The organism is Dokdonella sp., assembly GCF_017744955.1.
Taxonomy (GTDB): Bacteria; Pseudomonadota; Gammaproteobacteria; order Xanthomonadales; family Rhodanobacteraceae; genus Dokdonella_A.
This window is the reverse complement of sequence record NZ_JAGIAG010000001.1, coordinates 743,023-768,057: the sequence shown is the minus strand read 5'-3', so window position 1 is coordinate 768,057 and position 25,035 is coordinate 743,023. Positions and strand designations below refer to the sequence as shown.

Below are 25,035 nucleotides of genomic sequence, written 5' to 3'. Positions count from 1 at the left end.
GTCTAGCCGTCACGGCGGCGTATACTCGCCAACGTCGCCGCTCCCCGCGGTCGCGCGGAGCGGTTCGAGATGCTCAGCAAGATCCTGATCCTGCTTTTTCTGGCGGCGATCATCTACAACCTCGGCGCCGGTCTCTATTTCATGATGACCGACAAGAGCGGCAGCGACCGCGTACTGAAGGCGCTGATGCGCCGCATCGGCCTGTCCGTGCTGCTGATCGTGCTGGTCATCATCGCCATCGCGACCGGGTTGATCAAACCGCACGGCATCGGCGGCTGAAAGGCCGGGATTGGAGATTCGGGATTCGAAAACTCGAAGAAGTCGCGCGCGATGCGCGGCCGCTTCATCCCGTTCCGAATCCCGAACCCCGGCGCTTACAGCACGTAGACGAACAGGAACAACCCGAGCCAGACCACGTCGACGAAGTGCCAGTACCAGGCGACCGCCTCGAAGCCGAAGTGGTTGTCCTTGGTGAAGTGGCCCTTCGCGCAGCGGAACCACATCACCGCCAGCATGATCGCGCCGAGCGTGACGTGCAGGCCGTGGAAGCCGGTCAGCATGAAGAAGGTGCTGCCGTAGATGCCGCTGCCGAGGGTCAGGTTCAGATGGCCGTAGGCGTGCGCGTATTCGTAGATCTGGAAGCCGAGGAAGACCACGCCGAGCAGCACCGTCAGGGCGAGGAAGACCAGCAGGCGGCCGCGATGGCCGGCGCGCAGCGCGTGGTGCGCGATCGTGATGGTGACGCCGGAGGTCAGCAGCAGCATCGTGTTCAGCAGCGGGATGCCCCACGGCGTCATCGTCTCGAACGCGCCGCCGACGTCGCCCGGGCCGTTGGTCGGCCACGCCGCGGTGAATTCCGGCCACAGGAAGTAGTTGGTCAGGCCGCCCTTGCCGTAGCCGCCGAGCCACGGCACCACCAGCTCGCGCGCGTAGAACAGCGCGCCGAAGAACGCGGCGAAGAACATCACCTCGGAGAAGATGAACCACATCATTCCCATGCGGAACGAGGTGTCCACCTGCTTGTTGTACATGCCGCGCACGGACTCGCGGATGACCGTGCCGAACCAGCCGAACATCATGATCACGAGCAGGAGGATGCCGACCGCCATGACCGGCTTGCCGACGCTGCTGTGCTCGTTCAGCCACATTCCCGCGCCGCCGACCGTGCCGAGCAGGCCGAACGAGCCGACGATCGGCCAGTGGCTGCCGTGGGGGACGTAGTAAGCACCTTGTGTTTGCGCCATGGCGGCGGGCCTCGTGCGATGAGTTACGGAATCAACCGGCCGCCGGGCGCGGTGAACCGGTTTCGGAAAGCCGCTGGGTGGCGACTTCGTTCGGGTAGAACGTGTACGACAGCGTCAGCTCGCGCACGCTCTTGGGCAGTTGCGGGTCGACGAAGAAGCGCACCGGCATGCGGCGCGTCTCGCCGGCGTTCAGCACCTGCTCGGTGAAGCAGAAGCATTCGGTCTTGTTGAAGTACAGCGAGGCATTGCTCGGCGCGACGCTCGGCACCGCGTTGCCGACGATCGCCTCGCCGCTGACGTTGGTCGCGTCGAACCAGACCTCGGTCAGCTTGCCCGGATGCACCTCGACGCTGGTGCGCTCGGCGGCGAAGCTCCACGGCAGCTTGCTGTTGACGCTGGTGACGAACTGCACCGTGACCGTGCGGCTGGTGTCCTCGACCATGTTCGCCAGGCTGGTCGGCGCACTCGCGCCGTTGGCCAGCTTGATGCCGAACACGTGCTCGCAGACGATGCGGTACACCGGGACCATCGCGAACCCGAACAGGAACGAGCACGCGACGACGATCGCGCCGGTCTTCAGCACGTTCGCGTTGCGGTTGGCGACAGTCTTGGACTCCATGAACCTGTGAGAGGCGTGCTAGAAGCTGCTGTTAGTTGAGAAGTGCGGCCATGGATGGCCGCTCCTGGATTCCGGTCGAACTTCGTACTTCAAAACCGCGATGTCCCTCGCTCATGTCGCGATCAGGGACGATCGCACGAATCAATGACTGACGTCGTCGTGCGCCAGCATGCCCGGCTGGATCACCGGCGGCGTCGAGAACGTGTGGTGAGGCGCCGGCGACGGCACGGTCCACTCCAGTCCGCGGGCGCCTTCCCACACGCGCGCCGTCGCGCGCTGCTTGGAGAAGTACACGCAGTGGATGATGACGCCGACGAAGATCAGCTGGCTGGCGCCGAACCAGAAGCCGCCGATCGAGCTGATCATGTTGAAGTCGGCGAAGGCGACGTTGTAGTCCGGAATGCGGCGCGGCATGCCGGCGAGGCCGAGGAAGTGCTGCGGGAAGAACAGCACGTTGACGGAGATCACGCTGGACCAGAAGTGGATCTTGCCCCACTTCTCCGAATACATGTTGCCCGACCACTTCGGCAGCCAGTAGTAGGCCGACGCCATGATCGAGAACACCGCACCGGTCACCAGCACGTAGTGGAAGTGGGCGACGACGAAGTAGGTGTCCTGGTACTGGAAGTCGGCCGGCACGATCGCGCACATGACGCCGGAGAAGCCGCCGATGGTGAACAGGATGACGAACGCGATCGCGAACAGCATCGGCGTCTCGAACGTCATCGCGCCGCCCCACATCGTGGAGACCCAGTTGAACACCTTCACGCCGGTCGGGATCGCGATCAGCATCGTCGCGTACATGAAGAACAGCTCGCCGCCGAGCGGCATGCCGACCGAGAACATGTGGTGCGCCCAGACGATGAAGGAGAGGAACGCGATCGACGCGATCGCGTACACCATCGCCTGATAGCCGAAGATCGGCTTGCGCGAGAAGGTCGGGATGATCTCCGAGATGATCCCGAACGCCGGCAGGATCATGATGTAGACCTCGGGATGGCCGAAGAACCAGAAGATGTGCTGGTACATCACCGGGTCGCCGCCGCCGGCCGCGTTGAAGAAGCTGGTGCCGAAGAACTTGTCGGTCAGCAGCATCGTGACCGCGCCCGCGAGCACCGGCATCACGGCGATCAGCAGGAACGCGGTGATCAGCCAGCTCCACACGAACACCGGCATCTTGAGCAGGTCGATGCCCGGCGCGCGCATGTTGAGGATCGTCGCGATGATGTTGATCGCGCCCATGATCGAGCTGATGCCCATCAGGTGGATCGCGAAGATCGCGAACGCGACGTTCATGCCGCCCTGCAGCGCCAGCGGCGGGTACATCGTCCAGCCGCCCTGCGGGCCGCCGCCGGGCATGAAGATCGTCGACAGCAGCAGCAGGAACGCGAACGGCAGGATCCAGAACGACCAGTTGTTCATGCGCGGCAGCGCCATGTCCGGCGCGCCGATCTGCAGCGGGATCATCCAGTTGCCGAGACCGACGAACGCCGGCATGACCGCGCCGAAGATCATGATCAGCGCGTGCATCGAGGTCATTTCGTTGAAGAACTCGGGCTGCATGAGCTGCATGCCCGGCTGGAACAACTCGGCGCGGATCAGCATCGCCATCGTTCCGCCGATGAAGAACATCGTCAGCGAGAAGACCAGGTACAGCGTGCCGATGTCCTTGTGGTTCGTCGTGAACAACCAACGATCCAGGAAGCCCTGCGGCTTGTGGTCGTGATCGTGGTCGTCGTGCGCGTCGTGAATGGCGGGATTGGCAGCGGCCATGGCCTTGGAACCTCTATTGAAAAGTGCGGTCCCTGACGACCGCTTTTTCTCTTGCTTTCGCGCTCACGAATGAGCGCACGAACTGCTCGTCAACCCTGCGTCGCAGGAGTCGCGGCGACCTGCGCCGTGGACGGAGCCTTCGCCGCCGCGGCGGCCGACTCCTGCTCCGACAGCCACTGCTCGAACTCCGCCTTCGGCACGGCCTTGACCACGATCGGCATGAAGCCGTGGTCCTTGCCGCAGAGTTCGGCGCACTGGCCGCGATAGATGCCGGGGGTTTCGATCTTCGTCCACTGGTCGTTGATGATTCCCGGGATGGCGTCCTGCTTCCAGCCGAGGCTCGGCACCCACCAGGAGTGGATCACGTCGTCGCCGGTGATGACGAAGCGGATCTTCACGCCGGCCGGCAGCACCAGCGGCTTGTCGACGTTGAGCAGGTAGCTGTCGAAGCTGCCGTCCTTGACCGACTTCGGATCGAGACCGGAGCCGGGCTGGCGGATGCGGTTCGACTCGGCGTCCAGGGTCGAGATGAAATTCACCTGGGTCGGCTTCTTGAAGTAGTCGACGTATTCGTAGCGCCACTTCCACTGGTAGCCGGTGACCTTGATCGTCATGTCGGAGTTCTCGACGTCCGCCATGTCCACCAGCAGCTTGGTCGCCGGCCACGCCATCACCACCAGGATGATGATCGGCACCACGGTCCAGATCGCCTCGAGCGTGGAGTTGTGGCTGAACTGCGCCGGCACCACGCCCTTGGATTTCCGGAACTTCACCATCGCGTAGATCATCGCGCCGAACACGACGATGCCGATCGCCACGCAGACCCACAACGCGATCATGTGCACGTCGTGGATGCGCTGCGAGATCGGCGTCACGCCTCGCGTCAGATTGAGCTGCCACGGCTCCGGATTGGCGAACGCCGTACCGCTCGCCAGCAACGCGAGCGCCGCAAAGACGCGACTGACGCGCCGTACCCCGGATGAAATCATCGCCATCACCTTGTCTCGAGTAACCCGGATGTGCCGCCGTGCCGCTACGACGCCGACCCTCGCCCGAGGCGTCGATCGAATGCTTGCGTACTGAACGGCTGCAAGGAAACTCGCCGATGATAGTGGACGGCGCACGGCAGCGGCAACCGCGAAAGCCCGCTGCGACGCGCTGCAATGCCGCCTCGGCGGGGTGGATCGCGCCCGCGCGGCCATCCGCCACAATGCCTTGCGCCAAGGCTTCGGCGCCGGCTGCGAACAGCGAGGCGGATGGCGTCGGGCGCTGCGACAAACTGCCGCGAGAAGCTGAGGGCGCGCAGGCTTCGGAAAGCGCCGCTCGGCAGCTCTGCCGCCGGATCGGGCCTGGAGGGACGGGACTGGGCGATCGTCGGCGCGCAGCCGCTCGGCTCCTGCCTCGCCCTTCTCGCGACCGCGGGACTGAGCCGAGCAGCCGTCCATGGAGCGCAGCCGCTCGGCTCCTGCCTCGCCCTTCTCGCGACCGCGGGACTGAGCCAAGCAGCCGTCCATGGAGCGCAGCCGCTCGGCTCCTGCCTCGCCCTTCTCGCGACCGCGGGACTGAGCCGAGCAGCCGCCCATGGAGCGCAGCCGCTCGGCTCCTGCCTCGCCCTCGCGCGCCCGGAGGGGCGCGCTCGACCCCCGACACCCTCGTCACTACACTACGCCGCTCTGCGGCGCCGATCCGGGCGTCGCTCCTCGACTCCTGCGAGCACGACCGCCTTGAGCGAACTTCTGAATCCCGAGCTGCCGGCGACGACCGAGCCGGCACGCGCACGCATCACCGCTGCCTGGTCGCGTAACGAAACCCAAGCCGTCGACGAACTGCTCGCGCAGGCGACCCTGCCGCCGACCGAGCGCGAACTGGTGCTCGCGCGCGCCGCCGAGCTGGTCGCGCGCGTGCGCAGCAAGGCCGGCGACCAGAGCGCGGTCGAATCCTTCATGCGCCAGTACGATCTTTCCAGCGAGGAAGGCGTGCTGCTGATGTGCGTGGCCGAAGCCCTGCTGCGCATCCCGGACAAGATCACCGCCGACAAGCTGATCCGCGACAAGCTCGGCGAGGCGAACTGGAAGAAGCACCTCGGCGGCAGCGACTCGGTATTCGTCAACGCCTCGACCTGGGGCCTGATGCTGACCGGCCGGCTCGTCAACCTCGCCGAGGAAACGCGCCGCGACTTCACCGGTGCGCTGAAACGCCTGGTCGGCCGCGCCGGCGAGCCGGTGATCCGCCTCGCCGTGCGCCAGGCGATGCGCATCATGGGCCACCAGTTCGTCATGGGCCGCACGATCGAGGAAGCGCTCGACCGCTCCGCCGAGAAGGACAACGCGGCCTACCGCTACTCCTACGACATGCTCGGCGAGGCCGCGCTGACGCAGCCGGATGCCGAGCGCTACCACAAGGCCTACAAGGACGCGATCGTCGCGCTCGGCAAGCGCGGTCCGTTCAAGAGCGTGCTCGACGCGCCGTCGATCTCGGTCAAGCTGTCGGCGCTGCATCCGCGCTACGAGGTGGCCAAGCGCGCGCGCGTGCACGCCGAGCTGATGCCGAAGGTGCTCGAACTGGCGCAGCTGGCGATGAAGAACGGCATCGGCATGACCGTCGACGCCGAAGAAGCCGACCGCCTCGAACTCTCGCTCGACGTGATCGGCGCGGTGTTCGCGCATCCGTCGCTGGACGGCTGGAACGGCTTCGGCCTCGCCGTGCAGGCGTACCAGAAGCGCTGCCCGTTCGTGATCGACTGGCTGGCCGAAACCGCGCACAAGGCCAAGCGTCGCTGGTGCGTGCGCCTGGTCAAGGGCGCGTACTGGGATTCGGAGATCAAGCGCGCGCAGGAACTCGGCCACGGCGGCTATCCGGTCTACACGCGCAAGCCGAACACCGACGTGTCCTACCTCGCCTGCGCCAAGCGCCTGTTCGCCGCCGGCAGCGAGGCGATCTACCCGCAGTTCGCCACCCACAACGCGCACACGATCGCGGCGATCCACCACTACGCGCAGGGCCGTCCGTTCGAGTTCCAGCGCCTGCACGGCATGGGCGCGGACCTCTACGGCGAGGTGATCGGCGAGAAGAATCTCAACGTGCCGTGCCGCGTCTACGCGCCGGTCGGCAGCCACGAGGACCTGCTGCCGTACCTGGTGCGCCGCCTGCTCGAGAACGGCGCCAACACCTCGTTCGTGAACCGCGTCGTCGACGAGGACGTGTCGATCCGCGACCTCGTCGCCGATCCCTGCGAGACGGTCCGCGCATTTCCCTCCAAGCCGCATCCGCGCATCCCGCTGCCGATCGGTCTCTTCGGCGAACAACGGAAGAATTCCATGGGCGTCAATCTCGCCAACGACAACGAACTCAAGGCCCTGGCCGACGCCGTCAACGCGAACAAGGCCGGCTGGAAGGCCGCGCCGCTGGTGCCGGGCGCGAACAGCACGGCCGAGCTGCGACTGGTCACCGATCCCTCCGACCGCCGCCGCGTGATCGGCGAGAGCCGCAACGCCGACGCCGCCACGATCGAGAAGGCGCTCGCCAATGCGGTCGCCGCGCAGGAAGACTGGGACACGCTGCCGGCCGCAAGCCGCGCCGCGATCCTCGAACACGCCGCCGACCTGCTCGAGCAGCGTCGCGCCGACTTCATCGCGCTGTGCGTGCACGAAGCCGGCAAGACGCTGTCGGCGGCGATCTCCGAAGTGCGCGAGGCGGCCGATCTGCTGCGCTACTACGCCGCGATGGCGCGCAAGCTGTTCGGCCAGCCCGAACAGCTGCCCGGACCGACCGGCGAGAGCAACCAGCTGTTCCTGCGCGGCCGCGGCGTGTTCGTCTGCATCAGCCCGTGGAACTTCCCGCTGGCGATCTTCACCGGCCAGGTCGCGGCCGGCCTCGCCGCCGGCAACGCGGTCATCGCCAAGCCGGCCGACCAGACCACGCTGATCGGCCACGCCGCGGTCAAGCTGCTGCACGAGGCCGGCGTGCCGGAAGGCGTGCTGCAATACGTGCCGGCGAAGGGCTCGATGATCGGCAACACGCTGCTGACGCGGCCGGAGATCGCCGGCGTCTGCTTCACCGGCTCGACCGAGACCGCCTGGACGATCAACCGCACGCTGGCCGCGCGCAACGCGCCGATCGCCGCGCTGATCGCCGAGACCGGCGGCCAGAACGCGCTGATCGCCGACTCCTCGGCGCTGCCGGAGCAGCTGGTCAAGGACGTCATCGCGTCCGCGTTCGACTCCGCCGGCCAGCGCTGCTCCGCCGCGCGCGTGCTGTTCGTGCAGGAAGACATCGCCGACAAGGTGATCAAGATGCTCGCCGGCGCGATGGACGAACTGGTCGTCGGCGATCCGGCCCTGCTCTCCACCGACGTCGGCCCGGTCATCGACGAGCCGTCGAAGAAGGCGCTCAGCGACCACGCCGAGCGCATGGAGCGCGAGGCGAAGAAGATCGCGCAGGTCGCGCTCGCCGAAGGCGCCGAGCACGGCACCTTCTTCGCACCGCGCGCGTTCGAGCTGCCGTCGCTGTCGCTGCTGACGCAGGAAGTGTTCGGCCCGGTGCTGCACGTGATCCGCTGGAAGGCCGACCAGCTCGACGCGGTCGTCGACGCGATCAACGCCACCGGCTTCGGCCTCACGCTCGGCATCCACAGCCGCATCGACGCGACCATCGAGCACATCTCGCGCCGCGCCAAGGTCGGCAACTGCTACGTCAACCGCAACCAGATCGGCGCGGTGGTCGGCGTGCAGCCGTTCGGCGGCGAAGGCCTCAGCGGCACCGGCCCGAAGGCCGGCGGCCCGCACTACCTGCTGCGCTTCGCCACCGAGCGCACGCTGACGGTCAACACCACCGCGGCCGGCGGCAACGCTTCGCTGCTGACGCTGGGCGAGTAGTCGCGAAAGCCCGCCCCGCGATCGGCGCCGATGCGGCGCGATCGCGGGACAGCGACGCCGGGTCGCCATGCTGCTGCGCCCTTACACGCCGGACGACTGGCATCGCCTGTGCGAGATCCACGATCGCGCGCGCATCGGCGAGTTGCGCGCGGCCGGGCTCGAAGCGGCCTATCTGACGCTCGAACAAACCGCCGAGAACGAAGGCCTGTTCGACGGCGCCGTCACCGTGGCCGTGCTGGACGGCGAGGTGCAGGGCTTCGCGGCCGTGCGCGACGGCGAGCTGACCTGGCTGTACGTGATCCCGCACATGCAAGGCCGCGGCATCGGCCGCGCGCTGCTGCGCCACGCAATCGACGCCTGCGACGGCGACATCGCCGCGGAAGTGCTGCTCGGCAACGACGCGGCGCTGCAGCTGTATCGCTCGGAAGGCTTCGCGATCGAGCGGAAGGTCGACGGCCGGCTCGCCGGCAACGAGCGCTTTGCGGCGTCCGGCCATTACCTGCGGCGCGGCGCGAGCGGCGTCGCGCGGCCGCCCTCCGACGGGTAGCGCGGCGGAAACTCCACACGCCCACCGGATCGCCGCCGCAGCGAAGGCCCTTCATGTCCCGGTGGCATAGCGCGGCGTCACCAGCCCGGCCGGCCGGCTAGCACGTCCCAGGGTCGGCGCTCCCCGACGGAGGCGGCGCCGGCTAGTCGCGGCAAGCCGGAGCGCGGCCGCGCTGCGGCTCAGGATTTCTTCGCGAACAGCTTCTTCGCCAGCTCCACCGCCCCCAGCACCACGACGCCGGCGACGATGCCGATGCCGGCGTTCGCGGCCATCGAGCCGAGCATGCCGAGCACGCCGCCGATGCCCGCCGACCAGGCTTCCAGCGCGTGCCCCAGCGCCGGCACGCCGTGCGCGAGGATGCCGCCGCCGACCAGGAACATCGCCGCCGTGCCGGCGATCGACAGGCCCTTCATCAGCAATGGTGCGATCGACAGGATGGCGCGGCCGAGCGCCTGCGTGCCCGCGCCTTCGCGCCGGCTGAGATAGAGGCCGGCATCGTCCAGCTTGACGATGCCGGCGACCAGACCGTACACGCCGACCGTCATCAGCACCGCGATGCCCGCCAGCACGACGAGCTGGGTGCCGAACGGCTTGCCGGCCACGGTGCCGAGCGCGATCACGATGATTTCGGCGGACAGGATGAAGTCGGTGCGCACAGCGCCTTTGATCTTCTCCTTCTCGATCGCCACCACGTCGATCGAGTCGTCGGCCATCGCGCGCTCGTGCTGCGCGGTATCGGCGTCGTGCTCCTTCGCGTGCAGGAACTTGTGCGCCAGCTTCTCCACGCCCTCGAAGCAGAGGAACGCGCCGCCGACCATCAGCAGCGGCGTCACCAGCCACGGCAGCAGGCTGCCGATCAGCAGCGCGGCGGGAACCAGGATCGCCTTGTTGACGATCGAGCCCTTGGCCACCGCCCACACCACCGGCAGTTCGCGATCGGCACGCACGCCGGCGACCTGCTGCGCGTTCAGCGCGAGGTCGTCGCCGAGCACGCCGGCGGTCTTCTTCGCCGCCACCTTGGTGAGGACGGCGACGTCGTCGAGCACGGTCGCGATGTCGTCGAGCAGCAGAAGCAGGCTGGATGCCACGCGGCGAACCTCGTGTGTCGAAAAGCGCATGCGCCGCGCGGCGGGCGGCGCCGGTCGATCACGCGATCGACGAAGCCGCCCTCGCCGGCGACGAGAGTCGGGCGACTGTAGCAGTCGTCGCGCCGCGCCGGAATGCGACGAGGCGGCGTTCGCGTTCCGCCCGACGGATCGGGCTCGCCGAACAGAACCCCGAAAAGGCAGCGGGCGCCCGAAGGCGCCCGCCACGTCTCCCCAAACCGATGGCGGTCAGAACCGATACTGGCCCGACACGCTGAGCACGTTGCCCTTGCTGGTGAACTTGCCCTTCAGCGTGCTGAAGGTGGCCGCCTCGTGATCGACCTTGCCGTCGTCGACCCAGATGTGCAGGAAGGCCGCGTCGATCCTGAGCTGGTCGTTGACCTGGTAGCCGAGGCCGATCGAGCCCCAGGTGCGGTCGCCGTCCGGCACGCGCGGCGTGCGCGTCGCGTCGATCGTCGGCGTTTCGTCGAAGGCGACGCCGGCGCGCAGGGTCAAGCGATCGTTCAAGCGGTAGTCGCCGCCGATCGAGTAGAACCACGAATCGTCCCACTTGAACTCGGACACCGAGTTCGGCTGGGCCGGATTGTCGTAGTCCACCACGAGCTGCTTGAAGCTCGACCAGTGCGTGAAGCCGAGATTGGCGCCGACGCTGAGGCGATCGTTGACCGTGTGCCACCAGCTCGCGTTGACGAACCACGGCGTGTCGAAGTCGGCCTTGCCGCCGCTGTTGGTGAACGCGGTGCCGAGCAGCGGGCGCAGGTTCACCGGCACCTTGAACTTGCCGTCGCCGTCGATCGTGTGGTCGATCTGCGAATGGAAGTTGATGCCGATGCGATCGGAGTCGGTCGGCTTCCACAATGCGCCCAGGCCGAAGCCGTAGCCCCAGTCGTTGCCCTTGAGGCTGCCGAAGCCGTCGGCTTCCTGCGGCAGCAGCGCGCCGCCGGTGGGCGTCGCCAGGATCGTGCCGAAGTCGATCGCCTGGGTCAGTTCCGCGGAGGTGTTCTGCACGATGAAGCTGGCGCCGACCGAGAGGCTGTCGCTGAGCTTGTAGGACGCCGAGAAGGTCAGGTCGATCGACTGCAGCTTCGACTTCAGCGCTTCGTAGCGGCCGACCCAGGTGTCCTTGTACTCGGTCTCGAAACCGAACGGCGCGTAGATCGCCGCACCGACGACCCAATCCTGGTTGAGGCGATGGGTGAAGAACGTCGCCGGCACCGGCTTGGTGACGCCGCCGTCGCCGCCGTTGCCGCCGGTCAGCGGGCGGCCGAGGAAGTCGTTGCCGCCGCCCTTGAACTTGGTTTCGAAGTTGATGATGTTGAAGTCGGCCTGGGCGCAGTTGCCGTCGCCCAGTTCGCTCATCGCCGCCGGGTTGTTGACCACGACGGCGCAGTCGCCCGGCGCTGAAGTCTCGCCCGCGAACGCGCGCCCCAGGCCCTGCACGCTGTTTTCCTTCAACTGGAACGCGCTGGCCTGCGCATCCTGACCGACCAGGGCTGCAGCCAACGCCAGAGGCAGGGCGGCAAGCGCCGGGACGAGCCGTGGACGGCGGGGGTTACGCTGCATGGGTCACTCCTTTTCCGGACGGCTCGGGTTCATTAACGAGTCTGCAACGATCTTAGCCGCAAGTTCGGCGATCCATCATCGTGCGCTGCCGCATTTGCAGCGCAGGGAGGGAGCGTCCGCGCGACCGACCGTCGAGCAAACCCTACTTTAACGTACGGACACTCCCGTGGGCACTCTCGCTAACGGCGCGCTAACCGCGGGCTAACCTCGGCCGCGGGAAGATTCGGCGGATGCGTTCCGCATTCCTCGCCGCCCTCCTCCTCTTCTCGTCCACCTTCGCGCTCCCCGCTGGCGCCGCCACGACGGTGCGTCTGCCGCCGGGCCTGTGCTCGGGCTCGGCGTCGGATACGATCTTCGCCAACGGCTTCGAGAGCGCGCCGGCGATCCCGCACGATCCGTCCAACGGCAGCGGCGGCGCATTCCCCGGCAACGTCACGCGCACGATCGCCGTGCCCGGCTACGGCAACCGCAGCTACTACCTGCACCTGCCGCCGAACTACACGCCGACGCGGTCGTGGCCGCTGCTGCTCGCCCTGCGCGGATCGACGGCGCCCGCCTCGATGGCGGCCGCCGCGCAGCAAGTACGCAGCGACTGGTCGAGCTGGTCCGACAGCCAGGGCTTCATCGTGATCGCTACCGTCGGCACCTCGACCCAGGGCGGCTGGGGCGCTGGCGGCGACGGCGCCGAACTCGGCGCGGCGCTCGACGACGTGTCCGCCGGCTACAACGTCGAACGCAGCCGCATCTATCTTTGGGGATTCTCCGCCGGCGCGCATTTCGGCCATGCGCTGGCATTGAGCAACACCGACTTCTTCGCCGCCTACGGGGTCAGCGCGGGCTCGCTGGAGCAGTACGCCTGCAGCGACAGCGGCGCGTTCCCGCCGACCTGCACGGCCCTGCTGTCCGGCGCGCAGCCGAAGATCCCGGTCGACATCCATCTCGGCAACAGCGATCCGCTGGCCTCGCCGCCGTACACCGCCAGCGGCGATCCGGCGCGCTTCCAGAACGGCGGCTGGGTCAGCGGCCAGACGCTGTTCTACGTGCCGTTCACCGGCGGCCATACCTACACCGTGCAGCACCTGGGACAGATCTGGAACCACCTCTGCCCGTTCGCGCTGGGACCGTGAGCCGGCCTCAGGCCGACGTCCGCTCCCGCTCCGCCAGCCGCGCCACGGCCGCGAGTGCCAGCTCGCTGAGCCCCTCGCCGTGTCGCGTGGCGTAATGAGCGACGATCTTGCGGCGCATGCGCGGCTCCCAGAAGCGGGTGAGGTGGTCGACCATGCCGTCGATCGCCGCCGCGCGGTCGGGCTCGGAGTGGAAATAGTCGGCGATGTCATTGGCCATCTTGATCAGCGGCGCCGAGCCGTCGTGCGCTTGCGTCGTCATGCCGTTCGCTCCCGATCGGGGCGGCCCGGCGCATCGCCGGGGCTCGCCGTACGTTCCGCCAGCAGTCGCTTGCCGTGCGCGTAGACGCCATAGCCGTCGGCGCGCGCGAAGGCGACCAGCGTGACGCCGGCCTCCTGCGCCAGCGCGATCGCCAACGCGGTCGGCGCCGAGATCGCGGCGAGAAAGCCGATGCCGACCGTTGCGGCCTTCATCACCAGCTCGTAGCTGGCGCGACTGGTGACGAGAAGGAATCCTGCGCGCGGATCGGCGCCGGCACGCTGCATCGCGCCGATCAGCTTGTCGAGCGCGTTGTGGCGGCCGACGTCCTCGCGCAGCCAGACGATGCGGCCGTCGAGATCGGCCCAGGCCGCCGCGTGCGCGGCGCCGGTGGCTGCGCTGACGAGCTGCTTCGCCGGCATCTCGCCGAGCGCCCGCTGCAATGCCGTCGCGCGCACCTGCGGCGCGCCGCTCACCGCCGGCGGATGGCGCACGGCCGCTTCGAGCGTCTGCGCGCCGCACAACCCGCAGCCGGTGCGTCCGGTCAGCTGGCGCACGCGATCCTCGAGCACGGCGGCCTTCTCCGGCGGAATCGCGATGCGCAGCTCGATTCCGGCCAGCGCCTCGACCGCTTCCACCGCCAAGCACTGCGCGGACCGCTCGACGATGCCTTCGCTCAGCGAAAAGCCGAGCGCGAAGTCGTCGAGGTCGACCGGCGTCGCCATCATCACCGCGTGCGGGCGCTCGTTGTAGACGAAGGCGATCGGAATCTCCTCGGCGATCGCGTCGCGCACGCGCGCCACCGCACCACCGTCGCGGTGGCGCTCGACGTCGCGCGTGACGGCGCCTCGCGGAAGCTCGCCGTTCGATGATGGTCGCGGGGTTGGCGGCATGCACTCGGCTCGTCGTTGCTAAACGCGTTTCGTTCGTCGTTCCCGCGCCGGCGGGAATCCCATGTCTTCTTTCGGTGCGGCTCGTAGAAGGAAGAGCGAAGATCAAGGCCGATTCCCGCCGGCGCGGGAACGACGCGAAGGACGGGATGATGGCAGAGGTGAGGATCGCCTTTCGCGCCTACGCCTACTTGACCACCGCCTCCTGCAGCAACTCCTGCTGCCGGTCGCTGAAGGCGCGATAGCGCTGCTGCCAATCCGACGGCTGCGTCACGCGCGTGATCTGCACCGCAGTCACCTTGTATTCGGGGCAGTTCGTCGCCCAGTCGGAGTTGTCGGTAGTGATCACGTTCGCGCCCGAGAACGGGAAATGGAACGTGGTGTAGACCACGCCCGGCTGCATGCGCTCGCTGATCGTCGCGCGCAGCACGGTCTGCCCGGCGCGGCTCTCGATGCCGACCCAGTCGCCCTCGGTGATGCCGCGATCCTCGGCGTCCTGCGGGTGGATCTCCAGGCAGTCCTCGCTGTGCCAGCGGCTGTTCTCGGTACGCCGCGTCTGCGCACCGACGTTGTACTGGGTGAGGATGCGGCCGGTGGTCAGGATCAGCGGATATTTCGCGTTGACCTTCTCCGCCGTCGGCACGTACTCGGTCAGCATGAAGCGCCCCTTGCCGCGCACGAACTCGTGCACGTGCATCGTCGGCGTGCCTTCGGGCGTGGCTTCGTTGCACGGCCACTGGATGCTGCCGAGTTCGTCGATGCGCGCGAAGCTGACGCCGTGGAAGGTCGGCGTCAGCCGCGCGATCTCGTCCATGATCTCGGACGGATGCGCGTAGTGCATCGGATAGCCCATCGCGTTGGACAGCAGCTGGGTGATCTCCCAGTCGGCATAGCCCCGGCTTCCGTCGGAGTTCCTCGGCGGCATGACCTTGCGCACGCGCGAGATGCGGCGCTCGGCGTTGGTGAAGGTGCCGTCCTTCTCCAGGAAGGTCGAACCCGGCAGGAACACGTGCGCGAACTTCGCCGTCTCGTTGAGGAACAGGTCCTGCACGACGACGCATTCCATCGAGGTCAGCGACGCGGTCACGTGCTGCGTGTTCGGATCGGACTGGGCGATGTCCTCGCCCTCGATGTAGAGCCCCTTGAACTCTCCGTCGAGCGCGGCCTCGAACATGTTCGGGATGCGCAGGCCCGGCTCGTGCTGAAGAGGCACGCCCCAGGCCCGTTCGAAGCTCGCGCGCACGGCGGCGTCGCCGACGTGGCGATAGCCGGGGAACTCGTGCGGGAACGAGCCCATGTCGCACGAGCCCTGCACGTTGTTCTGCCCGCGCAGCGGATTCACGCCGACGCCCTCGCGGCCGAGGTTACCGGTCGCCATGGCGAGGTTGGCGATGCCCATCACCGCCGTCGAGCCTTGCGAATGTTCCGTGACGCCGAGGCCGTAGTAGATCGCCGCGTTGCCGCCGGTCGCATACAGGCGCGCGGCCGCGCGCACCTCGCGCGCCGGCACGCCGGTGACTTCCTCCATCGCCTCGGGCGAGTGGCTCGCCGCGCCGACGAAGGCGCGCCACTTGGCGAACGCCGCGTCCTCGCAGCGCGCGCGCACGAAATCCTCGTCGACGAGGCCTTCGTCGACGATCACGTGCGCGAGCGAATTGAGCAGCGCGACGTTGGTGCCGGGCCGCAGCTTCAGGTGATGCGCGGCCTCGACGTGCGGCGTGCGCACGACGTCGATGCGCCGCGGATCGGCGACGATCAGCTTCGCGCCCTGCCGCAGGCGGCGTTTCATCTGCGAGGCGAACACCGGATGGCCGTCGGTCGGGTTCGCGCCGATGACCAGGATCACGTCGGCCTGCATCACCGAATCGAAGTTCTGCGTGCCGGCCGATTCGCCGAGCGTGCTCTTCAGGCCGTAGCCGGTCGGCGAATGGCACACGCGCGCGCAGGTGTCGACGTTGTTGTTGCCGAACGCCGCGCGCACCAGCTTCTGCACGAGGTAGGTCTCCTCGTTCGTGCAGCGGCTCGAGGTGATGCCGCCGATCGAGTCCTGCCCGTACTTGGCTTGGATGCGCTTGAACTCGCTCGCCGCGTGGCCGATCGCGACCTCCCAGGACACCTCGCGCCACGGATCGGAGATCTTCGCGCGGATCATCGGCTTCAGGATGCGATCCTTGTGCGTCACGTAGCCGATCGCGAAGCGGCCCTTCACGCACGAGTGTCCGTGGTTCGCGTGGCCGTCCTTGTTCGGCACCATGCGCACGACGTCCTCGCCGCGCATCTCGGCACGGAACGAGCAGCCGACACCGCAGTAGGCGCAGGTCGTGGTCACGCTGCTCTGCGCCGGGCCTCGGGCGAGCAGCGTCTTCTCGGTCAACGCGGTCGTCGGACACGCCTGCACGCAGGCGCCGCACGAGACGCACTCCGAGGCCATGAATCCCTCGTCCTGGCTGGCGACGATGCGCGAGGCGAAACCGCGCCCCTCGACCGTCAGCGCCAAAGTGCCCTGCTGCTCGTCGCACGCGCGCACGCAGCGCGAGCAGACGATGCAGGCGGCGGGGTCGAAGGTGAAGTACGGGTTCGATTCGTCCTTCGGCGAGTACAGCGCGTTGCGGCCGTTCCCGCCGTGGAAGGCCGCTCCGAAGCCCTCCCCTTCAGGGGAAACTGCTCTGAAGTCCTCCCTTTCAAGAGAAACTGCTCTGAAGTCCTCCCCTTCAAGGGGAGGATTTAGGAGGGGATGGTTCTCGTGACCATCCAACGCAACAGCAACACCATCCCCACCCACCCCTCCCCTTGAAGCGGAGGGCTTGGAAGCCTGCTGCGCGCCCTGCCCCGAGGTCGGATGCACGTGATTGGCGTCATCGAATCCATAGCGCACCTCGGTGACGCCGACCGCATCGACCATCGCGCGCATCTCGGTCGGCAGCTCGTCGTTGCCCGGCGCATGATCGGACAGGTACAGCTCCATCACGCCGTGGCGGATCTTCTGCAGCACGGCCGAACGCGTCGTGACCTTCATGCCCGCCTCGACCGGCGTCGTGCACGAAGCCGGATAGCCTCTGCGACCTTCGATCTCGACCAGGCACAGCCGGCACGAACCGAACGCGTCGAGCAGCTCGGTGGCGCAGAGCTTGGGAATCGAAATGCCCGCCTCGCTCGCCGCCCGCAGCACCGACGTGCCGGCCGGCACGCTGACCTCGCGCCCGTCGATCGTCAGCGCGACCTGCTGCGCGGACGTGGACCTGGGCGTACCGAAATCGAGTTCTACGATGGATAACATGGGTCACCTGCCTGGAGCTTTTTTGACGCGGATCGACGCGGATTTACGCGGATGGAGCGAAATTCTTCGTTCGACCTCAGATGCTCTTTTCACGCCAGCGCGCTTCTCTACTGTTCTGTATTTTTTATCCGCGTTCATCGACAAAATCCGCGTCCGACGCTCTCCAATTCCGCGTCAACGCCCCGCAAAATCCTCGGAAAAATGTTTCAACGCGCTGACCACCGGATCGGGCGTCAGCCCGCCGAGCGCGCACAGCGAGCCGTGCCGCATCGTCTGGCACAGATCGTCGAGCAGCGCGAGGTTCGCAGCGCGATCGACGTTCGCCCGGATGCGGTCGATGACCTCCACGCCGCGCGTCGAACCGATCCGGCACGGCGTGCACTTGCCGCAGGATTCGACCGCGCAGAACTCCATCGCGTAGCGCGCCTGGTCGAGCATGTCGACCGTGTCGTCGAACGCGACGATGCCGCCGTGGCCGAGCATTGCGCCCACGCTCGCGAACGCCTCGTAGTCGAGCGCGGTGTCGAACTGCGACTCGGGCAGGTAGGCGCCGAGCGGTCCGCCGACCTGCACCGCGCGGATCGGCCGGCCGGAATACGAACCGCCGCCGACGTCGTAGAGGAGTTCACGCAAGGTCACGCCGAACGCCTTCTCGACCAGTCCGGTGCGCTTGAGATTGCCGGCCAGCTGGATCGGCAAGGTGCCGCGCGAACGACCGATGCCGTAGTCGCGGTAGAACTGCGCGCCGCGGTCGAGAATGATCGGCACCGAGGCGAACGAGATCACGTTGTTGATCACCGTCGGCCGGCCGAACAATCCCTTGATCGCCGGCAGCGGCGGCTTGAAGCGCACCTGGCCGCGCTTGCCTTCGAGGCTGTCGAGCAGGGAAGTTTCCTCGCCGCAGATGTAGGCGCCCGCGCCCAGCCGCACTTCGAGATCGAAGCGTTTGCCGCTGCCGAGGAGGTTCGCGCCGAGGTAGCCCGCCTCGTACGCATTCGCGATCGCCGCTTCGAGCGCGCGATGCGCATGCGGGTATTCGCTGCGCAGATAGATGTAGCCCTGCCGCGCACCGACCGCCACGCCGGCGATCGTCATGCCCTCGATCAGGCAGAGCGGATCGCCTTCCATCAGCATGCGGTCGGAGAACGTGCCGGAGTCGCCTTCGTCGGCATTGCAGACGATGTATTTGGAGGATCGGGATCGGGGATCGGGGGTCGGGGAGTCGACCTCGGCAGGAGCGTCGAGGACGGTCTTCCATTTGATGCCGGTCGGGAACGCGGCGCCGCCGCGGCCGCGCAGGCCGGAGTCGGTCACGGCCTGGACGACATCGGTGCCGCTCATCGCCAGCGCGTTGCGCAGGCCGCGATAGCCGCCGTGCGCGAGGTAGTCCTCGACGCTGAGCGGATCGATGACGCCGGCGCGCGCGAAGCACAGGCGCTGCTGCTGCCGGAACCAGGGCAGCTCCTCGACCGCGCCGAGGCGCAGCGCATGCGCGCCGCCGTGCAGAAAATCCGCCTCGAACAGTCCGGCGACGTCGGCCGCCGCGACCGGGCCGTACGCGACGCGCCCCTGCGCCGTCGCCACTTCCACCAGCGGTTCGAGCCAGAACATCCCGCGCGAACCGTTGCGCACGACGGCGACCTCGATGCCCCGCCGCTGCGCCGTTTCGGCGATCGCCTGCGCGACCGCATCGGCGCCGAGCGCGAGCGCAGTCGCGTCGCGCGGCACGTACACCGTGATGCGCGGCGACGCACTCACAGCGCCGTCCTCGCCGCCGCGACGAGCGCGTCGAACGCCTCCGGCGTCACGCGCGCATGCAGCTCGTCGCGGCCGACCAGCAGCGACGGCCCGCAGCCGCAATTGCCGAGGCAATAAACCGGTTCCAGCGTGATCGCGCCGTCCGCGGTGGTCTGGTGGAAGTCGATGCCGAGCGTCCGCTTCGCGTGCGCTTCGAGCGCGCGCGCGCCGAGCGCCTGGCACGCCTCCGCGCGGCACAGCTGCATCACGCGGCGACCCGGCGGCGTGCGGCGGAAGTGCGGATAGAACGTGACGACGCCGTACACCTCGGCGCGCGTGAGATTGAGCGCGTCGGCGATCGACGCCAGCGTCTCCGGCGGCACGTAGCCGAGCCGGTCCTGCACCGCGTGCAGGATCGGCAGCAGCGCGCCCGGCGCATCGCGATGCGCGTCGAGCGCCGCGGCGACCGCACGCGCCTGCTCCGGCGCGAGATCGGCGCTGCGGCGCGACGGCGGATTGAGAGGTAGCGGAGTGGCTGCCATGGCGTTCCTCGAAGAGGGTCGAAGGAAGTCCGGTGCACGCCGCATAGGCTGTCGCAAGCCTATTTGATGGACACCGCCTCGATCGCCACGGGACTCTGCCGCAGCCTTCCGCCGTCTACAATAGGCTTCCGAAAGCCTCTTTGGATCGCCGAGCATGTTCAAGGTAGCGATCGACACGCACTGGCAGCTGCGCCGCGCGGACGGCACGCCGCTGGTACCGCGGCTGACCGCGCTGCTGGTCGGCATCCAGCGCAGCGGCACGCTCGCCGCGGCCTGCCGTTCGGCCGGGCTGACCTATCGCTACGCCTGGGGCCTGCTGCGCGAAGGCGAGCGCGCGTTCGGTCGCAGCCTGGTCGAAAGCCAGCGCGGTCGCGGCGCACGCCTGACCGCGCTCGGCGAGCGGCTGGCCTGGGCCGACCAGCGCATCGCCGCGCGGCTCGCGCCGATGCTCGACAGCCTCGCCTCGGAAGTCGAGGTGGAAATCGAGCGCGTGCTGTCACAGACGCGACCGGCGCTGCGCCTGCAGGCGAGCCACGGCTTCGCGGTCGAGACCTTGCGCCAATTCCTGGTCGATCGCGAGATTCCGATCGACCTCAAGTACCGCACCTCCGACGAAGTGCTCGGCGCGCTGATCGAGCGTCAATGCGACCTCATCGGCCTGCACCTGCCGATCGGCGAGCTGGAAGCCGCGGCGGCCGCGCACTACGCCGCGCGCATCGGCGCGGACTGGCGCCTGATCCATCTGGCGACGCGGCGTCAGGGCCTGATCGTCGCGCCCGGCAACCCGAAGCGCATCCGCGGTCCCGCCGACCTGCGACGCAAGGGGCTGCGCTTCGTCAATCGCCAGCCGGGTTCTGGCACGCGGCTGTTGTTCGACCTCGTGCTGCAGCAGGCCGGACTCGACGCGCGCGCGATCGAAGGCTACGAGAACGCCGAATACACGCACGCGGCGGTCGCCGCCTACGTCGGAAGCGGCATGGCCGACGCCGGCTTCGGCCTGGAAGTGCCGGCGCGCCGCTTCGGCCTCGGCTTCGTACCGCTGCTGAGCGAGCGCTACTTCTTCCTCTGCCGCGAGGAATTGCTGGCCGAACCGGCGATGCAGGATTTCCTCGCCCTGCTCGGCAACGCGGAGCTGCGCGCGAAGATCGCGCGCCTGCCGGGCTACGATCCGTCGCACGCCGGCCGCATCGAGTCCGCGCGCGAGGCGTTCGGCGCGCCGCGCGCACGCGCCGCGCACCGCCGCTAGGCGGCCCGCTACCATGCGCGCTCCGTCGGTTCCGGCAATTTCCCAGATGAGCAAACTCTACGACCGCGCCTATTTCGACAAGTGGTACCGCAGCGAGCGGCATCGCGTCGGCTCGCGCGCCGAACTCGCGCGCAAGGTCGCGCTGGCGGTGCACCTCGCCGAGTACTACCTGGCGCGGCCGATCCGCACCGTGCTCGACGTCGGCTGCGGCGAAGCGCCGTGGCGCACGGTGCTCAAGCGCCTGCGGCCGTCGATCGAGTACCGCGGACTGGATTCCAGCGAGTACGTGGTCGAGCGCTACGGCCGCGCGCGCAACATCGGCCTGGCCACCTTCGGCCAGCTCGGCGAGCTGCGCTTCGACACGCGCTTCGATCTGATCGTCTGCGCCGACATGCTGCACTACGTGCCGACCCGCGAACTGCGCCGCGGGCTTGCCGGCTTCGCCGACCTGCTCGAAGGGGTCGCCTTCATCGAGGTGTTCACGGCGAAGGATCGCGTCGGCGGCGACACGCGCGGCTACCTGCCGCGCTCGCCGACCTGGTATCGCACCGCTTTCGCCGACGCCGGCCTGCTGCCGTGCGGCTCGCACGCGTACCTCTCGCCGCGGCTGACGCGCTCGGTCGCCGCGCTGGAGTGCCTCTGAGAGGCACCGCATGGCTGCATCGACGTATCGCTTCGGCGCGTTCACGCTCAACGCGTCGACGCGCGAGCTGTGCAGGGACGGCGCGCGCATCGTCCTGCCGCCGCGGGCATTCGCCTGCCTGCTGATGCTGGTCGAGCAGCGCGATCGCGCCGTCGGCCGCGACGAGCTGATCGCCGCATTGTGGCGCCACGGCGCAGCCTCGGACGTGCAGCTCGGCCAGCTCGTCGTGCAGTGCCGCCGCGCGCTCGACGACGACGGCCAGAGGCAATGGGCGATCCGCACCGTCTCCGGCTTCGGCTACCAGTGGGCGGCGGCGACCGTCGCGGAAGAGGCGGCGCACGCGGCGCCGGCCGCCGTCGCCGACGAAACCGCATCGGCGACGACGACGCAGGCCGTGGCGGTCGATGCGCCGCCGCGGCGGCGCCGGCATGCGGCCGTCTTCGCCGCCGCCGTCGTCGCGCTGGCCGTCGTCGCGATCGCGATGGTGGCGATGCGGGAACGTCGCACGCCGGTGGTCGCGACCGATCCCGCACGCCTCGTCGTGCTCCCGCTCGCCACCGGCGACGGCGAGGAGAGCTGGCTGCGCCTGGGCGGCATGGACCTCATCGCCGAGCGGCTGCGGCGCGGCGGCTTCGTCGTGCAGCCGAGCGAGCAGACGGTCGGCCAGCTGCGCGCGCTCGACGAAGCCGGCGCTGCATCGGCGCAGGATCCGGCTACCGCCTGGCACCGGCTCGCGCCGGCGGCGACATGGGTCGAGGGCAGCATCGAACACCGCCAGGCGCGCTGGTTCGCGCAGGTGCGCGCGACGCGCGACGGCAGCCCAGAATCGGTGGCGAGCCACGACGACGCGACGGCGATCGGCGCGCTGCGCGGAGCGGCCGACCGGCTCGTCGCCGCGCTCGGCCGCGTGCCGGCCGCGGCGGTCGAAGCCGAGACGGTGGCCGAGACACTGCAGCGCGCGCAGGCCGCCCTGCTCGCCAACCAGATCGACACGGCGCGCTCGATCCTGCTGGCCGACGCGCGTCTGGCGCACGACGCGCCGCGCCTGCGTCTGCAGCTGGCCGAAGTGGACATTCGCGCCGGCCGGCTCGACGACGCGCGCACGGCGCTCGAAGCGCTGCTTGCCGCGCCGGACGGCGACACGTTCTTCCGCGCGCAAGTGTTCGCCGCGCGCGGCCTGGTCGCGGTGCGCTCGGGCGAGTACGCCGACGCCGGCCGCTGGTTCGGCGACGGCATCCAGGCGCTCGGCGACATTCCCGAACCGCAGCTGCGCGGCCGTCTGCACAACGGCCGCGCGGTCAGCCGCACCTCGCTGGAGGATTACCCGGCGGCGCTGCTCGACTACGGCATCGCGCGCGACGCGTTCCAGCGCGCCGGCGACGAAGGCGGCGTGGCGCGCGTCGACGGCAACATCGGCGCGATGGAACTGCTGCGCGCGCATCCGGCGCAAGCCGAGCCGTACCTGGTCGCGGCGATCGCGCGCTTCGAGACTCTCGGCCTGGTGCAGGAACGCATCGGCGAACTGCAGTTGCTGTTCGAGGCGCGCCGCGCGCAGCTCGACAACGCGCGCGCCTGGGAGGCGATGGACGCCTCGTGGGCGCAGCGCGCGCGCGTGCCGAGTCCGTATTCGCGCCTGTCGATGCGCCTGTACCGCGCGCAGCAGCTGCTGCAGCAAGGTCGCCACAACGAGGCCGGCGAGCTGCTCGACGATCCCGCCAACGACGGCCGCCCGGCCGACGTGGCGGAGAACGAACGCATCCGCCTGCTGCGCGCCGAACTCGCCTGGCGCCGCGGCGACGGCGCCGCCGCGCTGGCCGAGCTCGCCCCGGTGCCCGCCGGCGCGCTCGCCTCGGCCGACAGCGACCTGATCCGTGCCGACGTCGAACTGCTGCGCGCGCGCATCGAGCGCTCGCTCGGCCGCCGCGACGCGCCGCCGGCGGACCTCGACGTCGACGCGATCGCCGCCGCGCCGAACGCGCGCACGCCGCTGCGCCTGGCCGCCGCGGCCAACCGCGCCTGGGCCGCGGACCGCGCCGAGGCGGCGGCGCGCCGCTTCGGCGAGGCCTTCGCGCTGGCGCAGACGCAGGGCGTGCCGCTGACCCTGCTGCGCGTGGCGCAGGACTACGTCGATTTCCTGCTCGCGCAGGGCCGCGTCGCCGACGCGGCGGTGATCTCCAACCAGGTCGCGCTGTGGGCGTCGGTCGACTACGACGCGGCGCTGGTGCAGCTCGCGGTCGCCCGCGCCCAGGGCCGGCGCGAGGCCTGGGCGGCCGCGTTCGAGACCGCGCGGCGCCTCGCCGGCGAGCGCGCGATCCCGCGCGCGCTCGGCGTTCCGCCACCCTGAGCGCGGCGCCGGGAATGCGATCCGAGCGCGATTCGAGCGCGATCCGAATGCGCCGGACACAGCGCCGACGCAGGCTGCCGGCTCCCGTCCGCCGCGACGCCGTTGCCGCAGGAGTCCTATCCATGTTCCGTCCCGCCCTGGTCCTGTCCACCCTGCTCTGCCTGCCGGCCGCGGCCGCGCACGCCGGCGGGGCGCCGCGCTACCACCTGACGCCGATCGTCGTCCCGGGCGCCGCCGGGGTGTACGTCAACGCCGTCAACGAGGCGGGCCAGGCGGTCGGCTACTACGTCTCCGAGGAGGGCTACAACCAGGCCTTCCTGTTCGACGGCACCGACGTGATCACGCTGCCGCGTCCGGCCGGTCGCGACGAGGCGATGGCCACCGCGATCAACGCCTCCGGCCAGATCGTCGGCTACGCCAGCACGATCACCGACGACGGCGCGCAGACCACCGCGCTGATCTGGAACGCGGCCGCGCCGCAGGACTTCGTGATCATCGGCGACGACCAGTCGCACAAGCTCGATCCGGCCGACATCAACGACGACGGCGTGGTGGTCGGCCTGGCCTCGCTCGACGGCGCGTTCCGCGCGTTCAGCTGGACCCAGGCCGGCGGCCTCGTCGACGATGGCGTGCCGCCGAACGGCCCGGACGCGCAGGCGTACTGGTCGGCGATCAACAACGCCGGCACGATCGTCGGCGGCTGGAACGCGATCGGCGCGGTGTCGCACGCGACGATCGGCCGCTTCGGCTCGCCCGGCATCCTGCCGATCGCCGCCGGCGTCGACGACGTCGCCAGCATGGCCCACGGCCTCGCCGAGGACGGCACCGCGGTCGGCGAGATGGACCTGGACGGCAGCGGCAATTCGGTGCCGGTCACCTTCCGCGACGGGACCGCCAGCGCGGTTCCGGGCGCCCTGCTCGGCCTGAGTTCGGGCGCCGCGTTCGACATCAACGCTTCCGGCGCGATCGTCGGCCGCGCGCAGGACTTCGCCACGCTGAGCTTCAGGGCGTTCGTCTACGTCGACGGGGTCGCCTACGACCTGTTGCAGCAGAGCGACGGCGACGCGGGCTATCCGTACCTGCTGAAGGCGGCCGCGATCAACGACCGCGGCGTGATCGTCGGCCTCGGCCGCGTCGGCGACTTCCAGGTCGGCAGCTTCGTCGCCACGCCGGTCGCCGACGACGCGATCTTCCGCGACGGCTTCGACGGCTGAACTTCAGCGGCGGACGATTTTCGGTTTGCGGGA

19 protein-coding genes are annotated in these 25,035 nt (G+C 69.1%); 8 read left to right on the top strand and 11 right to left on the bottom strand.

Going from position 1 to position 25,035, the window contains the following annotated elements:
• Positions 1 to 69: 69 nt before the first annotated feature.
• On the top strand, positions 70 to 279 hold the full coding sequence (locus J7520_RS03170; RefSeq protein ID WP_291183830.1) for a twin transmembrane helix small protein: 210 nt from the start codon (positions 70 to 72) through the stop codon (positions 277 to 279).
• A gap of 95 nt (positions 280 to 374) precedes the next feature.
• On the opposite strand, the gene J7520_RS03165 is transcribed toward J7520_RS03170, so the two are convergent.
• The 4 genes from J7520_RS03165 to coxB all read right to left on the bottom strand — a co-directional run bounded on the left by J7520_RS03165 (position 375) and on the right by coxB (position 4,625).
• On the bottom strand, positions 375 to 1,244 hold the full coding sequence (locus tag J7520_RS03165) for a cytochrome c oxidase subunit 3 (protein ID WP_291183827.1): 870 nt from the start codon (positions 1,242 to 1,244) through the stop codon (positions 375 to 377).
• A 31-nt stretch (positions 1,245 to 1,275) separates the two neighbouring features.
• Positions 1,276 to 1,863 carry a cytochrome c oxidase assembly protein gene (locus J7520_RS03160; protein WP_291183823.1) on the bottom strand — a complete coding sequence of 196 codons (588 nt, stop codon included), beginning with the start codon at positions 1,861 to 1,863 and terminating at the stop codon, positions 1,276 to 1,278.
• 141 nt (positions 1,864 to 2,004) lie between these two features.
• Positions 2,005 to 3,636 (bottom strand): cytochrome c oxidase subunit I, encoded by a 1,632-nt coding sequence (ctaD, locus tag J7520_RS03155; RefSeq protein WP_291183820.1) that lies wholly within the window; start codon positions 3,634 to 3,636, stop codon positions 2,005 to 2,007.
• Between the two features lie 89 nt (positions 3,637 to 3,725).
• Entirely contained in the window at positions 3,726 to 4,625 is a 900-nt protein-coding gene (gene coxB / locus J7520_RS03150; protein WP_291183817.1) for a cytochrome c oxidase subunit II, read from the bottom strand.
• Positions 4,626 to 5,309: 684 nt separating this feature from the next.
• On the opposite strand from coxB, the gene putA reads away from it, so the two are divergent.
• Positions 5,310 to 8,510, top strand: a complete 3,201-nt coding sequence (gene putA, locus J7520_RS03145) for a bifunctional proline dehydrogenase/L-glutamate gamma-semialdehyde dehydrogenase PutA (protein ID WP_291184889.1) — start codon at positions 5,310 to 5,312, stop codon at positions 8,508 to 8,510.
• Between the two features lie 67 nt (positions 8,511 to 8,577).
• Positions 8,578 to 9,057, top strand: a complete 480-nt coding sequence (locus tag J7520_RS03140; protein WP_291183815.1) for a GNAT family N-acetyltransferase — start codon at positions 8,578 to 8,580, stop codon at positions 9,055 to 9,057.
• Between the two features lie 179 nt (positions 9,058 to 9,236).
• On the opposite strand, the gene J7520_RS03135 is transcribed toward J7520_RS03140, so the two are convergent.
• Both J7520_RS03135 and J7520_RS03130 read right to left on the bottom strand, forming a co-directional pair.
• Positions 9,237 to 10,175: a DUF808 domain-containing protein gene (locus J7520_RS03135; protein WP_291183813.1), complete on the bottom strand. Its 939-nt coding sequence runs from the start codon at positions 10,173 to 10,175 to the stop codon at positions 9,237 to 9,239.
• Positions 10,176 to 10,391: 216 nt separating this feature from the next.
• Positions 10,392 to 11,726 carry an outer membrane protein transport protein gene (locus J7520_RS03130; RefSeq protein WP_291183810.1) on the bottom strand — a complete coding sequence of 445 codons (1,335 nt, stop codon included), beginning with the start codon at positions 11,724 to 11,726 and terminating at the stop codon, positions 10,392 to 10,394.
• A gap of 230 nt (positions 11,727 to 11,956) precedes the next feature.
• Between J7520_RS03130 and J7520_RS03125 the strand changes: the two genes are divergently transcribed.
• The gene (locus J7520_RS03125) at positions 11,957 to 12,853 is read left to right on the top strand and encodes a PHB depolymerase family esterase (RefSeq protein ID WP_291183807.1); all 897 of its coding nucleotides are present in this window, start codon (positions 11,957 to 11,959) and stop codon (positions 12,851 to 12,853) included.
• 7 nt (positions 12,854 to 12,860) lie between these two features.
• On the opposite strand, the gene J7520_RS03120 is transcribed toward J7520_RS03125, so the two are convergent.
• The 5 genes from J7520_RS03120 to J7520_RS03100 all read right to left on the bottom strand — a co-directional run bounded on the left by J7520_RS03120 (position 12,861) and on the right by J7520_RS03100 (position 19,555).
• Positions 12,861 to 13,112: a formate dehydrogenase subunit delta gene (locus J7520_RS03120; protein WP_291183804.1), complete on the bottom strand. Its 252-nt coding sequence runs from the start codon at positions 13,110 to 13,112 to the stop codon at positions 12,861 to 12,863.
• Entirely contained in the window at positions 13,109 to 14,002 is an 894-nt protein-coding gene (gene fdhD, locus J7520_RS03115; protein WP_291183802.1) for a formate dehydrogenase accessory sulfurtransferase FdhD, read from the bottom strand. The genes J7520_RS03120 and fdhD overlap by 4 nt, the downstream gene beginning before the upstream one ends.
• A 184-nt stretch (positions 14,003 to 14,186) precedes the next feature.
• Entirely contained in the window at positions 14,187 to 17,276 is a 3,090-nt protein-coding gene (fdhF, locus tag J7520_RS03110; RefSeq protein ID WP_291183799.1) for a formate dehydrogenase subunit alpha, read from the bottom strand.
• A gap of 174 nt (positions 17,277 to 17,450) precedes the next feature.
• Positions 17,451 to 19,034 carry an NADH-quinone oxidoreductase subunit NuoF gene (locus J7520_RS03105; RefSeq protein WP_291183795.1) on the bottom strand — a complete coding sequence of 528 codons (1,584 nt, stop codon included), beginning with the start codon at positions 19,032 to 19,034 and terminating at the stop codon, positions 17,451 to 17,453.
• Positions 19,031 to 19,555, bottom strand: coding sequence for a formate dehydrogenase subunit gamma (locus J7520_RS03100; RefSeq protein ID WP_291183792.1), 525 nt, complete (start codon positions 19,553 to 19,555; stop codon positions 19,031 to 19,033). The genes J7520_RS03105 and J7520_RS03100 overlap by 4 nt, the downstream gene beginning before the upstream one ends.
• A 154-nt stretch (positions 19,556 to 19,709) precedes the next feature.
• On the opposite strand from J7520_RS03100, the gene J7520_RS03095 reads away from it, so the two are divergent.
• The 4 genes from J7520_RS03095 (at position 19,710) to J7520_RS03080 (ending at position 25,002) form a co-directional block, all read left to right on the top strand.
• Positions 19,710 to 20,801 carry a substrate-binding domain-containing protein gene (locus tag J7520_RS03095; RefSeq protein WP_291183789.1) on the top strand — a complete coding sequence of 364 codons (1,092 nt, stop codon included), beginning with the start codon at positions 19,710 to 19,712 and terminating at the stop codon, positions 20,799 to 20,801.
• A gap of 46 nt (positions 20,802 to 20,847) precedes the next feature.
• Positions 20,848 to 21,444, top strand: coding sequence for a class I SAM-dependent methyltransferase (locus J7520_RS03090; RefSeq protein ID WP_291183786.1), 597 nt, complete (start codon positions 20,848 to 20,850; stop codon positions 21,442 to 21,444).
• Positions 21,445 to 21,454: 10 nt separating this feature from the next.
• The gene (locus J7520_RS03085; RefSeq protein WP_291183783.1) at positions 21,455 to 23,788 is read left to right on the top strand and encodes a winged helix-turn-helix domain-containing protein; all 2,334 of its coding nucleotides are present in this window, start codon (positions 21,455 to 21,457) and stop codon (positions 23,786 to 23,788) included.
• Positions 23,789 to 23,910: 122 nt separating this feature from the next.
• Positions 23,911 to 25,002: a hypothetical protein gene (locus J7520_RS03080; RefSeq protein ID WP_291183780.1), complete on the top strand. Its 1,092-nt coding sequence runs from the start codon at positions 23,911 to 23,913 to the stop codon at positions 25,000 to 25,002.
• The last annotated feature ends 33 nt before the right edge of the window (positions 25,003 to 25,035 follow it).

What these genes read in the sequence shown, in the direction of transcription:
- J7520_RS03170 (WP_291183830.1), top strand. Translation starts at nt 70, where the DNA reads ATGCTCAGCAAGATCCTGATCCTGCTTTTTCTGGCGGCGATCATCTAC.
- J7520_RS03165 (WP_291183827.1), bottom strand. Translation starts at nt 1,244, where the DNA reads ATGGCGCAAACACAAGGTGCTTACTACGTCCCCCACGGCAGCCACTGG.
- J7520_RS03160 (WP_291183823.1), bottom strand. Translation starts at nt 1,863, where the DNA reads ATGGAGTCCAAGACTGTCGCCAACCGCAACGCGAACGTGCTGAAGACC.
- ctaD (WP_291183820.1), bottom strand. Translation starts at nt 3,636, where the DNA reads ATGGCCGCTGCCAATCCCGCCATTCACGACGCGCACGACGACCACGAT.
- coxB (WP_291183817.1), bottom strand. Translation starts at nt 4,625, where the DNA reads ATGATTTCATCCGGGGTACGGCGCGTCAGTCGCGTCTTTGCGGCGCTC.
- J7520_RS03140 (WP_291183815.1), top strand. Translation starts at nt 8,578, where the DNA reads ATGCTGCTGCGCCCTTACACGCCGGACGACTGGCATCGCCTGTGCGAG.
- J7520_RS03135 (WP_291183813.1), bottom strand. Translation starts at nt 10,175, where the DNA reads ATGCGCTTTTCGACACACGAGGTTCGCCGCGTGGCATCCAGCCTGCTT.
- J7520_RS03130 (WP_291183810.1), bottom strand. Translation starts at nt 11,726, where the DNA reads ATGCAGCGTAACCCCCGCCGTCCACGGCTCGTCCCGGCGCTTGCCGCC.
- J7520_RS03125 (WP_291183807.1), top strand. Translation starts at nt 11,957, where the DNA reads ATGCGTTCCGCATTCCTCGCCGCCCTCCTCCTCTTCTCGTCCACCTTC.
- J7520_RS03120 (WP_291183804.1), bottom strand. Translation starts at nt 13,112, where the DNA reads ATGACGACGCAAGCGCACGACGGCTCGGCGCCGCTGATCAAGATGGCC.
- fdhD (WP_291183802.1), bottom strand. Translation starts at nt 14,002, where the DNA reads ATGCCGCCAACCCCGCGACCATCATCGAACGGCGAGCTTCCGCGAGGC.
- fdhF (WP_291183799.1), bottom strand. Translation starts at nt 17,276, where the DNA reads ATGTTATCCATCGTAGAACTCGATTTCGGTACGCCCAGGTCCACGTCC.
- J7520_RS03100 (WP_291183792.1), bottom strand. Translation starts at nt 19,555, where the DNA reads ATGGCAGCCACTCCGCTACCTCTCAATCCGCCGTCGCGCCGCAGCGCC.
- J7520_RS03095 (WP_291183789.1), top strand. Translation starts at nt 19,710, where the DNA reads ATGTTCAAGGTAGCGATCGACACGCACTGGCAGCTGCGCCGCGCGGAC.
- J7520_RS03090 (WP_291183786.1), top strand. Translation starts at nt 20,848, where the DNA reads ATGAGCAAACTCTACGACCGCGCCTATTTCGACAAGTGGTACCGCAGC.
- J7520_RS03085 (WP_291183783.1), top strand. Translation starts at nt 21,455, where the DNA reads ATGGCTGCATCGACGTATCGCTTCGGCGCGTTCACGCTCAACGCGTCG.
- J7520_RS03080 (WP_291183780.1), top strand. Translation starts at nt 23,911, where the DNA reads ATGTTCCGTCCCGCCCTGGTCCTGTCCACCCTGCTCTGCCTGCCGGCC.